14 protein-coding genes are annotated in these 12,977 nt (G+C 41.9%); 12 read left to right on the top strand and 2 right to left on the bottom strand.

Going from position 1 to position 12,977, the window contains the following annotated elements; genetic code table 11:
• Window positions 1–21: 21 nt before the first annotated feature.
• The 12 genes from recG to QQK05_RS12295 all read left to right on the top strand — a co-directional run bounded on the left by recG (window position 22) and on the right by QQK05_RS12295 (window position 10,684).
• Entirely contained in the window at window positions 22–2,124 is a 2,103-nt protein-coding gene (gene recG, locus QQK05_RS12350) for an ATP-dependent DNA helicase RecG (protein WP_284299010.1), read from the top strand.
• Between the two features lie 68 nt (window positions 2,125–2,192).
• A complete protein-coding gene (gene ubiE / locus QQK05_RS12345) occupies window positions 2,193–2,963 on the top strand; it encodes a bifunctional demethylmenaquinone methyltransferase/2-methoxy-6-polyprenyl-1,4-benzoquinol methylase UbiE (protein WP_284299008.1) in 771 nt (256 codons plus the stop codon).
• Entirely contained in the window at window positions 2,963–3,592 is a 630-nt protein-coding gene (locus QQK05_RS12340) for a ubiquinone biosynthesis accessory factor UbiJ (protein WP_284299005.1), read from the top strand. The genes ubiE and QQK05_RS12340 overlap by 1 nt, the downstream gene beginning before the upstream one ends.
• A gap of 13 nt (window positions 3,593–3,605) precedes the next feature.
• The gene (gene ubiB, locus QQK05_RS12335; RefSeq protein WP_284299003.1) at window positions 3,606–5,240 is read left to right on the top strand and encodes a ubiquinone biosynthesis regulatory protein kinase UbiB; all 1,635 of its coding nucleotides are present in this window, start codon (window positions 3,606–3,608) and stop codon (window positions 5,238–5,240) included.
• Window positions 5,241–5,385: 145 nt separating this feature from the next.
• Entirely contained in the window at window positions 5,386–6,123 is a 738-nt protein-coding gene (locus tag QQK05_RS12330; protein WP_284299002.1) for a DUF1538 domain-containing protein, read from the top strand.
• On the top strand, window positions 6,120–6,908 hold the full coding sequence (locus QQK05_RS12325; protein WP_284299000.1) for a DUF1538 domain-containing protein: 789 nt from the start codon (window positions 6,120–6,122) through the stop codon (window positions 6,906–6,908). The genes QQK05_RS12330 and QQK05_RS12325 overlap by 4 nt, the downstream gene beginning before the upstream one ends.
• Window positions 6,909–6,950: 42 nt before the next feature.
• Window positions 6,951–7,301, top strand: coding sequence for a P-II family nitrogen regulator (locus tag QQK05_RS12320; RefSeq protein ID WP_284298998.1), 351 nt, complete (start codon window positions 6,951–6,953; stop codon window positions 7,299–7,301).
• The gene (locus QQK05_RS12315) at window positions 7,298–7,702 is read left to right on the top strand and encodes a CBS domain-containing protein (protein ID WP_284298996.1); all 405 of its coding nucleotides are present in this window, start codon (window positions 7,298–7,300) and stop codon (window positions 7,700–7,702) included. The genes QQK05_RS12320 and QQK05_RS12315 overlap by 4 nt, the downstream gene beginning before the upstream one ends.
• A 104-nt stretch (window positions 7,703–7,806) precedes the next feature.
• Window positions 7,807–8,184, top strand: a complete 378-nt coding sequence (locus tag QQK05_RS12310) for a PH domain-containing protein (protein ID WP_284298994.1) — start codon at window positions 7,807–7,809, stop codon at window positions 8,182–8,184.
• 89 nt (window positions 8,185–8,273) lie between these two features.
• A complete protein-coding gene (locus QQK05_RS12305) occupies window positions 8,274–8,765 on the top strand; it encodes an SRPBCC family protein (RefSeq protein WP_284298991.1) in 492 nt (163 codons plus the stop codon).
• Window positions 8,766–8,799: 34 nt separating this feature from the next.
• Window positions 8,800–9,654: an AraC family transcriptional regulator gene (locus QQK05_RS12300; RefSeq protein WP_284298989.1), complete on the top strand. Its 855-nt coding sequence runs from the start codon at window positions 8,800–8,802 to the stop codon at window positions 9,652–9,654.
• A 118-nt stretch (window positions 9,655–9,772) separates the two neighbouring features.
• Complete coding sequence (locus QQK05_RS12295) at window positions 9,773–10,684, top strand: SDR family NAD(P)-dependent oxidoreductase (protein ID WP_284298987.1); 912 nt, start codon at window positions 9,773–9,775, stop codon at window positions 10,682–10,684.
• Window positions 10,685–10,713: 29 nt separating this feature from the next.
• Here the strand turns inward: QQK05_RS12295 and QQK05_RS12290 are convergent, their stop codons facing one another.
• Together QQK05_RS12290 and rep are read right to left on the bottom strand one after the other, a co-directional pair.
• A complete protein-coding gene (locus QQK05_RS12290; RefSeq protein WP_284298986.1) occupies window positions 10,714–10,881 on the bottom strand; it encodes a MerR family transcriptional regulator in 168 nt (55 codons plus the stop codon).
• Window positions 10,882–10,963: 82 nt separating this feature from the next.
• Entirely contained in the window at window positions 10,964–12,976 is a 2,013-nt protein-coding gene (rep, locus tag QQK05_RS12285; protein WP_284298984.1) for a DNA helicase Rep, read from the bottom strand.
• Between the last annotated feature and the right edge of the window lies 1 nt (window position 12,977).

Raw genomic sequence — 12,977 nt, 5'->3', positions numbered from 1 at the left:
CGTAGGATGCTATCGTAAAACATGACTGAGCAAGTCAAGGAAGGGCTAACTAACTTATCAGCAATACAACTCTCTTCATTCAAGGGTGTTGGACCTAGTATGGCTGAAAAGTTAGCGAAGATTGGCCTAAACTCCGTACAAGACTTGCTTTTTCACCTACCAAACCGATATGAAGATCGGACACGAATAACCGCTATTCGCGACCTTCTGCCCGGCGTATTTACCAATATCATTGGCGAAGTCACCAACAACCAAATTGTTCAAGGTCGTCGACGTATGATGGTCGTTACCATTAACGATGGCACGGGTAACGTCACCTTGCGCTTTTTTCATTTCAGCGCAGCACAAAAGAATAATTTGGGGATTGGCACTGAAATTCGTTGTTATGGTGAGATTCAACGAGGCCCGCAAGGTTTTCAAATTGTTCACCCTGAATATAAAACCTTAGATAAAGATCAAGCACTTACTCCTGTTGAGGAAACACTTACCCCGGTTTATCCAACAACCGATGGATTGCGACAAATAACACTGCGTAACTTAACTGACCAAGCTCTGATTCGGTTGAAACGAGGCCGCGTTGAAGAATTACTACCCGAGGAATTTTTAAACGAGCCTTACACGCTCGCCGAAGCATTGGCGATTATCCATCGACCACCACCAGACGCCTCAACCTCGGCATTTGATGAAGGTAAACATCCAGCCCAACTTCGTCTTATAAAAGAAGAATTATTAGCGCACAATCTGAGCATGTTGAAGCTGCGTGAATCAAGCGATAAACATTACGCAGTGACATTGAGTGTTGATGACAAGCTCAATAAAAAATTCTTAAAAAGTCTGCCATTTTCACCAACTAATGCACAGGCAAGAGTCGTAGAAGAAATACGTTCAGATTTAGCTAAAGACACACCAATGATGCGATTGGTACAAGGTGATGTTGGTTCAGGTAAAACGCTTGTTGCGGCACTTGCTGCAATTACAGCAATTAGTCAGGGTTACCAAGTTGCCTTAATGGCACCAACGGAGATATTAGCTGAACAACATGCAATTAACTTTAAAGAGTGGTTTGAGCCTTTAGGCATTAATGTTGGCTGGCTTGCCGGTAAAACGAAAGCCAAAGCTCGCAGAGAAGCGTTAGAGCAAATTGAATCTGGCGAAATGCAATTGGCAGTTGGTACTCATGCACTTTTCCAGGATCAAGTAACATTTAACAAGCTTGCACTCATTATTATCGATGAACAACACAGATTTGGTGTGCATCAACGGCTTTCCTTGCGAGAAAAAGGCGCATTTGACAATAAGTATCCTCATCAACTCATTATGACGGCAACACCTATTCCTCGAACACTGGCGATGACAGCATACGCTGATTTAGATACATCAGTGATCGACGAACTGCCACCTGGTCGTACTCCTATTCAAACGGTAGCCTTGCCTGATGAGCGACGCGACCAAGTCATCGAGCGAATTCGTGAAGGTTGCACGCAGGATGATCGTCAGGCGTATTGGGTTTGCACGTTAATTGAAGAATCAGAAGTTCTGCAGTGTCAAGCCGCCGAAGATACTGCCAATTATCTTGCTAGCCAATTACCTGAATTGCATATTGGCCTCGTTCACGGTCGAATGAAACCTGCCGAAAAACAACAGGTCATGGATGCATTTAAAACCGGAGATCTGCATTTACTGGTTGCAACAACCGTAATTGAAGTTGGCGTAAACGTACCAAATGCAAGCATCATGGTGATTGAGAATCCAGAGCGCTTAGGGCTTGCTCAACTTCACCAACTACGTGGACGCGTTGGCCGAGGTGCAGTCGCTTCGCACTGTGTACTCATGTATAAGTCACCGTTATCAAAAACAGCGATAAAACGTTTAGGTGTATTGCGCGAAAGTAATGACGGATTTGTTATCGCACAGAAAGACTTAGAAATACGTGGGCCGGGCGAATTGCTTGGGACTAAGCAAACAGGCTTAGCCGATTTAAAGATTGCCGATCTGGTGCGAGATGCGCAGTTAATTCCCGAAGTGCAACAACATGCCCTGTTACTCTGGAAAAAATATCCAGAAAAAGCGACCGCCTTAATCGATCGTTGGTTAGGTAATCGAGAAAAATATTCAAACGCTTGATACAGAACAATTGTTGTCGTGCCAAGCATAAAGTAAACTAGAGCGAAATTTTAAAGTAGAGCAAGTTCATGGCATCTCAAGAACAATCAAATCAAAACGACAATACCACGCATTTTGGCTATAAAACGGTAGACACTGAGAACAAAGCATCAATGGTTGCTGATGTTTTTCACTCTGTTGCAGCACAATATGATGTGATGAACGATTTGATGTCATTCGGTATTCACCGTTTGTGGAAGCGTTTTACAATTGACGCATCAGGCGTACGTCCTGGTAATAAAGTTCTTGATTTAGCTGGTGGTACAGGTGATTTAACGGCAAAGTTTTCGCAAATTGTTGGTAAAGATGGCCAAGTCATTTTAGCCGATATCAACAGCTCAATGTTGAATGTTGGTCGTGATAAGTTGCGTGACAGAGGGCTAGTTCAAAACATCGAGTACGTTCAAGCAAATGCTGAATGTCTACCTTTTGAAGACAACAGCTTCGACATTATCACCATCGCTTTTGGTTTACGTAACGTAACAGACAAAGACAAGGCGCTTCGCTCAATGTACCGAGTGCTGAAGCCGGGTGGACGTTTATTAGTATTAGAATTCTCGAAGCCTGAACATGAGCTATTAAACAAAGCCTACGATTTCTATTCATTCAACATCTTGCCGAAAATGGGTGAGTTAGTCGCTAAAGATGGTGATAGCTACCAGTATCTTGCTGAATCAATTCGCATGCACCCAGATCAAGAAACCCTTGAAAGTATGATGAAAAACGCGGGTTTCGAGCAAACTACCTACAAAAACTTAACAGGTGGTATTGTTGCACTTCACAAAGGGTACAAATTCTAATGGTCAGTTGGCTACTGCCTACTCAAATGATGACCGGAGCGCTTGAAGCCATAATCAATCAAGCGCTTGCAAAGAACATTAATCAACGTGTTAGCACTAGCGAGCTACAAGGCAAATACTTAACGCTTGATATTAGCGAGCTTGGTACGCCATTTACGATCGGCTTCAACGATGATAAAGCGTATGTTTTAACGCAAGCATCTGATGCTGATTGTGTGATTTCAACCAGTTTAAGAACATTAATCGAGCTCAAGCAATCTCAACAGCTTACCGAGCTTATCAAACAAGATAAGCTGGATATTCAAGGCGAGCTGAAAACTGCGCAACAATTTGCTCAATTATTCGAAGCATTAACCATTGATTGGCAATCTGAATTAGCCAAGCATATCGGCGATTTAGCAACATATCGTTTGAGCCAAGCAGCTGGTTTTGTAAAGAATAAAGCGAGCTTTGCTAAACAACAAATCACTGAAGACTTCAGCCAGTGGTTAATTTACGAAAAAAAATTAGCGGTCACTGACGTCGAATTAACATTATTTAGGCAAGATGTTGAACAAAGCGCAGAACACGTCACATCATTGACTAAAAGACTTGATAAACTTGCTGCCAAACTTAACCACAAACCATAGAGTAATTTAACTAGTGAAAAGTAAACGTTTACACCAAATCGTCAAAACCTTCATGCAATATGGCCTAGACGAGCTCGTGCCAAAACATTTACTACCTTGGTATGTCAAAGTGGGCAAAGGCTCGCTATTTTGGCTTAAGAACAAGCATAAGGACAAACCAAAAGCAGAGCGCTTTCGCTTAGCGATCGAATCTCTAGGCCCGGTATTTATAAAATTCGGCCAAATGCTGTCAACTCGTCGTGATTTACTACCTGATGATTTCGCTAATGAATTAGCCTTATTGCAAGACCAGGTATCACCATTTGACGGTGAAAAAGCAAAACAAATCGTTATTAAAGCGATTGGTGAAGACACCTTTAATGAATGTATTCTCAATTTTGATCTTACACCACTCGCTTCAGCTTCAATTGCCCAAGTTCATGCAGCCACATTACTACACGAAGGTGAGCAAAAAGAAGTCGTTATCAAAGTACTTCGCCCTGATATTGCCGATGTTATTCATGCCGATTTAGAGGTTATGGAGTTCTTTGCTGGATTTGTTGCTAAGTGGTTGTCCGACGGCAAACGTTTACGACCAAAAGAAGTCGTCAATGAATACCGAAAAACGATTCTTGATGAGCTTGATCTAATGCGAGAGGCAGCCAACGGCATTCAACTTAAGCGTAACTTCAGTCAAGGTCGAGAATACGACGATGTTCTATACGTCCCAGAAGTTTACAGTGAATACAGCCACAAAAATGTCCTTGTAATGGAACGCATCTATGGCATTGGTGTGGGTGAAGTTGAGCAATTAAAAGCTAATAATGTAAATATGAAATTATTAGCAGAACGCGGTGTACAAGTATTTTTCACTCAAGTTTTTCGTGACAGTTTCTTTCACGCGGACATGCATCCAGGTAACGTATTTGTTAACGCCACCAACCCTGAAAATCCGACCTGGATTGCTATCGATTGCGGTATCGTTGGTACGTTAAACAAAGAAGACAAACGTTACTTAGCAGAAAACTTTGTTGCCTTCTTTAATCGTGATTACCACAAAGTTGCGCAACTTCACGTGGATTCGGGTTGGGTACCACGAAATACCAGTGTTGATGAATTTGAATTTGCTATTCGCACAGTGTGCGAGCCTATCTTTAATAAACCATTATCCGAGATTTCATTTGGTCAGGTATTAGTAAGCCTGTTTAATACTGCCCGTCGCTTTAATATGGAAGTACAACCCCAGCTTGTTCTTTTACAAAAAACCTTGCTTTACATTGAAGGCTTAGGCCGACAGTTGTATCCAGATCTTGATTTGTGGGATACCGCAAAACCATTTCTTGAAGATTGGGTAAAAGAACAAATGGGTATCAAAGCGGTTTATACCAAGGTAAAAGACAACCTACCATTTTGGAATGAAAAGCTACCTGAAATTCCTGACTTGGTTTACGACTACTTGCAAGCAGGTAAAGAAAATCATCAAGCACAGCAACGTCTGATGGTCGAGCTAAATCAACAGCAACAGCGTAGTCAAAAACGTATTATTTTTAGCGTAATCGGTGGCAGTTTCTTAATTTCTAGCGGAATCATGTTCCCGGCGAATGAAATTATCAGTGGTGTATTATTTATCAGCGCAGCTATTTTCCTGCGCCAATCGTTAAAGAAATAACAACACTTTACATACCCTCAATTCACACTCACACATTAGGTGTTTAAAACTGTAACCCTAATGTGTGTTTCATTGTTATAAATCAAATTCTTGCTTGAGGATTTTCTTTACACTAAACGCATATGTTTACTCGTAGGGAATATCTTTGACTGCTACATTCAAAAAATTAGGAAAGTTTTTGATAGATAGCGTGCGCGATCTTGCGCCAATAGTGCTTGTCATCTTGTTTTTCCAGTTATTCATTATCCAACAACCCTTGCCTAATGTGGGCCAGGTTCTGATCGGCGTATTATTCGTATTATTTGGTTTAACCTTCTTTATTCACGGCCTAGAACAAGGACTATTCCCCATAGGGGAAACAATGGCTCACGCCTTTGCCAAGAAAGGTAGTGTTATTTGGTTAATGATATTCGCTTTTTCACTTGGTTTTGGTACGACGATCGCTGAGCCAGCATTAATTGCTATTGCCGCCGAAGCTGCCAAAGTCGCCGCAAATGGCAATATGATAGAAGCCTCAGATGAAGCAATGGCTGCTTATGCGTCTGGACTTCGCTTTACCGTCGCGTTTTCTGTTGGCCTTGCAATTTTAATTGGTGTACTACGTATTCTTAAAGGTTGGCCAATTCAATGGCTCATCATTGGTGGCTATATCATGGTCGTTGTTATGACGATGTTTGCGCCAATTGAAATTATTGGCATTGCCTATGACTCTGGTGGGGTAACGACCTCTACAATCACCGTGCCGCTCGTAACCGCCCTAGGCGTTGGTCTAGCTTCGTCTATTTCTGGCCGTAACCCAATGACCGATGGCTTTGGCTTAATCGCGCTTGCATCGTTAACCCCGATGATTTTTGTCATGGCTTACGGGATGATCATGCTATGAGTCTAGTTGAAATGTTTAGCCAGTTCATCACCATATTGCTTACAACCATTACAGATGTTTTGCCAATTGCTGCAATTTTATTTGGTTTCCAATTTGCTGTTATCCGCAAACCCATACCAAACTTAACAAGAGTATTAGCGGGATTTATATGGGTCATCATCGGCTTATCGTTATTTCTTATCGGGCTTGAGTGGGCGTTATTCCCGCTTGGTAAGCTAATGGCACAACAACTAACCGACCCTGCATTTATTGCTGGTGTTGATGCTAGTGAAACAGCAGCCAACATAGTTTTGCATTGGCAAGATTATGCCTGGGTATATGTTTTCGCCTTTTTAATTGGTTTTAGTACAACCATTGCTGAACCATCACTGATTGCCGTTGCAATTAAAGCAAACGATGTGTCTGGTGGAGCGATTGGCGTATGGGGCTTACGTATCGCTGTCGCAATTGGTGTGGCTGTAGGTATTTCGTTAGGGTGCTATCGCATTGTCGTTGGTGACCCTATCCATTGGTACATTATTGTGGGCTACATCGTTGTCGTCATACAAACCATGTTTGCGCCAAAAATGATTATTCCATTGGCCTATGATTCAGGCGGCGTGACGACTTCTACCGTAACGGTACCATTAGTGGCAGCGTTGGGGCTAGGGTTAGCAGAAACTGTACCCGGCAGAAGTCCATTAATTGATGGCTTTGGCCTAATCGCTTTTGCCAGTTTATTTCCGATTATTTCAGTTATGGCTTACGCACAGCTCTCAGAGTGGCGAGCCAAAAAGCAGAAGTAATCAACGACAAGCCTGCCAACGCAGGATATTTGGAGAAAATGCATGCATTTTAAAATGATCATCGTGTTTACCGACGACAATGTAACCGACGCTGTAATGGATGCTGCGCGTAAAGCAGGAGCAACAGGGGCAACAGTAATTAATAACGCCCGCGGTGAAGGATTAGAAAAACCAAAAACCTTTTTTGGCTTGTCATTGGACACCCAACGAGATGTATTAATCTTTTTAGTAGAAGAGCATTTGAGTCGTCATATTTTAGAAACCATCGCAAAGGTTGGCGAGTTTGACGAGAAACCTGGTACCGGCATTGCTTTTCAAATCGACGTAGAAGACGCCGTAGGCGTTAACCACCAAATCAGTCAACTAACCTCAACAGTGGAGAATGAGCTGTGAGCAATAAAGTTTCTATCAAGGCAAAAGACGTTATGACGCAAAGTTTCATCAAACTTGATGGCTTAGCGACAGTGCAAGACGCGATCAATGCTATGCGAGAGAACAACTGTGATGTTGTTATTGTCAATAAACGTGATCAACATGATGCCTACGGCATCTTATTGCTTTCTGATATTGCAAAAAAAGTCCTAGCAAAAGACAAAGCACCTGAGCGTGTCAATATCTATGAAGTCATGACTAAGCCCGTTATTCCTGTAGCACCGGAATTAGACATTCGTTACTGTGCGCGATTATTCGATCAGGTAGGTTTGTCATGTGCACCCGTTATTGAGTCAGAAGAGTTACTTGGCTTAGTGGGTTATAAAGAATTGCTGATGGCAATGTTTGACGCGAATAGCTAAACAACAGCAATAAAAATATTCAGCCGAGCTCTGCTCGGCTTTTTTGTCCCCAAATCGCGTGAATTAGTTTATATTGATACCAATTCAAATAATAAGGATATGTAATGATTGATTTCAACAGCTCGGATTTATTCAAATTAAAATCGGTTGATCATGATAAAGCACGTGATGACTTCCATCGCTTTTTAATCGATGGTGAAGAAATTTTCGCGGTTTTCAAGACATTTCGCGACCAAGTCGTGTTTACGAATAAGCGCGTGATTGCCGCAAATGTTCAGGGTATAACAGGCTCTAAAGTTGACTACACCTCAATTCCATATAGCAAGATTCAAACGTTTTCTATCGAAACATCAGGTTCACTTGATCTGGACTGCGAAATTCAACTCTACATCAGCAGCGTAGGTAAAGTAGGTTTTGAAATTAGTGGAAGTTTCGACATTGTCGGCTTCAATAAGATGCTGAGTGAGTTTGTCTTAGCTTAATTGCGAAGACAGCAAGAAATATCAAAAAAGCATTAAGCGTCCTCGTTAAACTCGCTCCATAACATACCTAATCACATTATGGAGCGAAGATGAAAATTACTAAAACGATTACAATTAACCGCAGTGCCGATGAACTATGGCACTTAATTGCCCACCAATTTGATCAGGCACATTTATGGATGGGCCCTATTCCAAACTCTAAAGCACTAGGCCCAGGTACGAGCGATTTTGGCGCACCGATGCAAGGTCGTATTTGCGACTTATCAGAAAATCCTCAAGGCGCCCAAGTAAAAGAGATCATTACGCAATACAACGAAGAGAACAAAACGATTGCCTTTGACGTATTGCCGATTAACAATCCAGCAATTGTACCCATCAAACAAAATCATGTTGCAATGTCAGTCCGCGCAGTTTCGGCAAATACAGCCGAAGTATCATGGACCGCATCGCCTCAACTAAAAACGTTCGCTTTACTATTTTATCCACTATTGCGAATGATATTTCCTGTCGCTTTTGGCAAACTACTGCAAGGTTTAAAAGACTATGCTGAAAGCCAACCTACATTAATCAGCAAAGCATAATACCTTTGTGACATTGACACCTAAGGACGAAGACATGCAGCGATTTTTTAAAAGTATTGAATTTATTGAGGCACACTTACAAGACAAAATAAGTGTTCATGAAATTGCTGCTGCCTCACACTATTCAACGTATCACTACAGCAGGATTTTTAAAGCATTGGTTGGCGACACCCCTAAAGAATATTTGCGCAAGCGACGCATGACTCTCGCGGCAAAACGTTTATTAACAGAAGACGTTAGCGTTATTGATATCGCCTTTGAGTGTCAATTTGATTCTCAAGAGGCGTTTACCCGAGCGTTTAAGGCGCAATTCGATATGACGCCAGCGCAATATCGCAAAATAAATGAGCCTTTTAGACTTTTATACAAGCAACCGTTCAATGAAAACGACTTGTCTCATCTGCAAAATAATCTGTCGATGACGCCGGAAATAGTTGAACAAGAAGCAATGAAAATTGTTGGCGTGGCAAGTAAGTATCAAGATGGCGATCTAAGTTTACCTAAATTATGGTCAGCCTTTTCTCCATACAAAGACAGTATAAATAATCGAGTAGGTTCAGATTTTTTTGGTATTTATGAGTCATACGAAGAACATGATGATGGCACCACCTTTGTCTATATTTGTGCGGCGCAAGTTGCAAACTTTGATAGTGTTCCTGAAGGGATGATCACGAGAGAGTTACCCGCTCAAACCTACGCCAAATTTACCCACATCGGGCCATTATCAACACTTGAAGAGACGCTGCGTTATATTTGGGGGAGTTGGCTTCCAAAAAGCCGATATGAATATGCTAATAAACCGGATTTTGAGCTACTTCCAGCCGGATTTAATAATGCTGATCCAAACAACAAAATTTATCTCCATATACCAATCACACCCAAAGCCTGATAATTCAGGCTTTTTTTATGCACGACAAACAATACCGCAAGAAATATCAAAAACCGTATGACTCGATCAAATATGCTTTGTCTCAACAAACGATATAAGACAATTGACGAGGAATAACATGATTGAAAAGGTATTAATCACTGGCGCGAATGCGGGATTAGGCAAAGAAGCGGCAAAGCAGCTCGCGGAGCAAAGTGACATAACGAAAATCTATCTAGGTTGCCGCAACAGAGATAAAGCCATAGCAGCAAAGCGCGAGTTAGAAGCCATGACTCAACGAAAAATATTCGAGATTTTACTTATCGATGTCAGTAACTTAGATTCTGTTAAGCAAGCAGTTTCTGAAATAAGCGAGCCAATCGACGCGTTAATCATGAATGCAGGTGGCACTGGAGGTGCGAACTTCAACCGTGTTAACCAGTATGGTGCAACAGAGATTTTTAGCGCTAATATGCTTGGCCATGCGCAATTAGCTCAACAACTTATCAATGAGGGTAAACTAACGCAAATTGCACTTTACGCTGGCTCTGAAGCTGCAAGAGGTGTCGAAGAAATGGGAATGAAGAGGCCTAATCTAAACGATTCTTCTATTGACGAATTCGCTGCCATCATCAATGGTACAAAATATCCAGAAGCCAAAGATCCCACGATTTCTTACGGTCCAATTAAATACATGGGTGCACTTTGGATGTCAGCGATGGCAAGAAAGCATTCAACTATTCGGTTCATCACTATGAGCCCAGGAGCAACAACAGGCACTGAGGGATTCAATACACTCCCGCTTGTTAAACAATGGGTGATGAAGGGTATGATGCAGGTCATGCAATGGGCTGGTAAAGTCCATGGCGTTGAACAAGGTGCTGCTCGATACATTGACGGCCTATACAATCTTGAGCTTAAAAGTGGCGGGTTCTACGCCAGTCAGAAAGGGCTATCGGGGCCAATTGACGATCAAAGTAAGTTATTTCCTGATATAGGTAACACAAATTATCAAGACAACGCTTATCAAGCGATTCAGAGGTTCTTGTAAGCAGTGTATAGACACTGCTTACAATTCAACTATAGCGATCGTATTCGAGCGATATCAGCCATTGGGAGCTTCAAAGACACTAGAAATTTTTGATGCTCAGCAGGCTCCATACGTTCAAACGCTTGATGCCACTTAAGCATCTGTGCTTCAGAAATACCTGCAGCTTTCATAATTTCAACCCAACGTTGTTTATTCATCTTTATTCTCCTGTAGTAAAACCAGTTGTTATCAACTGACTCAGCAGTATGAAGCGTGAAGTCATGATCAGGTCAACATGCTTTATTTTTTAAATAACGCGCGTAGATTAGCAACCCCTTGTTTTGCTTTTTCTTGTGTTTGTTCACGTGTTTGTGGTTTGCGCGTATTTTCCCAAATTAGATCATCTTGAGGTAATTCATACAGAAAACGACTAGGTTCCGTTCGCGCGACTTCGCCAAACTGTCTGCGCTCTTTGGCATACGTAAATATTAACTCGCGTTGTGCGCGGGTGATACCCACATAGGCTAGTCGACGTTCTTCTTCAACGTTACCTTCATCCATCGATGTTTGGTGGGGTAGTAATCCTTCTTCCATGCCAATCAGAAAAACATAAGGAAACTCAAGGCCTTTTGATGCATGAAGTGTCATCAATTGTACTTGATCGGCGTTATCTTCTTCTTCACCACGCTCCATCATGTCGCGCAATGTTAGACGAGTAACCACCTGTGCAAGCGTCATCGGCTCATCCATTTCAGAACCTTCGAGCATATCCGTCACCCAGCTAAAGAGTTGAGTAACGTTTTTCATTCGCATCTCAGCTGCTTTTGCACTGGTCGATGAATCGTAAAGATAATCTTCATAATTCATTTCTCGTACCATGGCACGTAAAACGGCAGCAGTATCACCACGTTGCGCGTTATCTGCTGTTTCGACAATCCATCGGGTAAACTTTTGAACATTTACCAAACCACGCCCCGTTAGGTGCTGCTCAAGACCCAACTCAAAACTGGCCGCAAACATACTGATTTGACGCATATTGGCGTAAGTGCCAAGCTTCTCTAAAGTTGCGGGGCCAATTTCTCGCTTAGGGACATTAACAATGCGTAAGAAAGCATTGTCGTCATCCGGATTCACCACCAATCGTAAGTACGCCATCATATCTTTGATTTCCGCACGAGAGAAAAACGAGGTACCACCACTAATCTTGTAGGGAATACGGTTTGTCATTAGTGCTTTTTCAAGCAACCGCGATTGGTGATTGCCACGATAAAGTACCGCATAATCTCGATACTGGGTTTTGTTCATGAATCGATGACCAATCAGCTCACCGACTAGACGTTCAACTTCATGCTCTTCGTTTTTTGTTTCAACGACTTTAAGCTCAACACCATAAGCAAGTTCACTAAATAGCGCTTTGTCATAATCGTGTGGATTATTAGCGATAAGAATATTGGCACATTTTAGAATGCGACCACTTGAACGGTAATTTTGCTCTAGCTTGATTAGCTTCAGGCTAGGGTAATCTTTACCAAGTAGCACAAGGTTTTGAGGTTTTGCGCCACGCCATGAATAGATTGACTGATCATCATCACCTACAACCGTTAATAAGCCTTTATCACCAGTAATTAGTTTTACTAATTCATATTGGCTGGCATTTGTATCTTGATATTCATCAACCAGCATATACTGGATTTTTTGCTGCCAACGCTCACGAACCTGCGGAAAGTTTCGAAACATTAAGGTGGGAATCAAGATTAGATCATCGAAATCAAGTGCATTATAGGCTTTCATATGCTGCTGGTATCGTTGATAGAACTCAGCATACATTCGCGTATCCGCGTCACCAGCATATTCAATCGCCTGATCAGGCAATAACAAATCATTCTTCCAATTAGAAATCATCATTTGTAACTTACTTAATAAGTCTTTATCGCCATCTAGCTCTTCAAGCGTTAACTCTTTTAACAATGCGATGGTGTCTTGATCATCAAATAAGGTAAAGCCTGGCTTATAACCTAATGTACGTATTTCTTTGCGAATAATATCAAGACCTAACGAGTGAAACGTTGATACTGTTAAGCCACGCGTTAGGTCACGGCCAAGCATGTTGCTAACACGCTCTTTCATTTCGCGTGCGGCTTTATTGGTAAAGGTTACCGCAGCAATGTTTCTCGCTTTATAGCCACACTTTTGAATGAGGTACGCAATTTTTTGACAGATTACACCCGTTTTGCCACTACCAGCGCCTGCTAAAACAAGACAAGGTCCCGATACATATTTCACTGCCTCTTCTTGTCTTGGGTTTAATCTCATT

It is taken from the genome of Thalassotalea loyana (assembly GCF_030161435.1).
GTDB classification, from domain to species: Bacteria; Pseudomonadota; Gammaproteobacteria; order Enterobacterales; family Alteromonadaceae; genus Thalassotalea_G; species Thalassotalea_G loyana.
The sequence above is the reverse complement of the archived record's forward strand: the minus strand, read 5'-3'. Positions and strand labels throughout refer to the sequence as shown.

Coding starts and splice junctions, on each gene's coding strand:
- ubiE (WP_284299008.1), top strand. CDS start 2,193: ATGGCATCTCAAGAACAATCAAATCAAAACGACAATACCACGCATTTT.
- QQK05_RS12325 (WP_284299000.1), top strand. CDS start 6,120: ATGAGTCTAGTTGAAATGTTTAGCCAGTTCATCACCATATTGCTTACA.
- QQK05_RS12310 (WP_284298994.1), top strand. CDS start 7,807: ATGATTGATTTCAACAGCTCGGATTTATTCAAATTAAAATCGGTTGAT.
- QQK05_RS12290 (WP_284298986.1), bottom strand. CDS start 10,881: ATGAATAAACAACGTTGGGTTGAAATTATGAAAGCTGCAGGTATTTCT.
- QQK05_RS12340 (WP_284299005.1), top strand. CDS start 2,963: ATGGTCAGTTGGCTACTGCCTACTCAAATGATGACCGGAGCGCTTGAA.
- QQK05_RS12305 (WP_284298991.1), top strand. CDS start 8,274: ATGAAAATTACTAAAACGATTACAATTAACCGCAGTGCCGATGAACTA.
- QQK05_RS12295 (WP_284298987.1), top strand. CDS start 9,773: ATGATTGAAAAGGTATTAATCACTGGCGCGAATGCGGGATTAGGCAAA.
- rep (WP_284298984.1), bottom strand. CDS start 12,976: ATGAGATTAAACCCAAGACAAGAAGAGGCAGTGAAATATGTATCGGGA.
- QQK05_RS12320 (WP_284298998.1), top strand. CDS start 6,951: ATGCATTTTAAAATGATCATCGTGTTTACCGACGACAATGTAACCGAC.
- QQK05_RS12300 (WP_284298989.1), top strand. CDS start 8,800: ATGCAGCGATTTTTTAAAAGTATTGAATTTATTGAGGCACACTTACAA.
- recG (WP_284299010.1), top strand. CDS start 22: ATGACTGAGCAAGTCAAGGAAGGGCTAACTAACTTATCAGCAATACAA.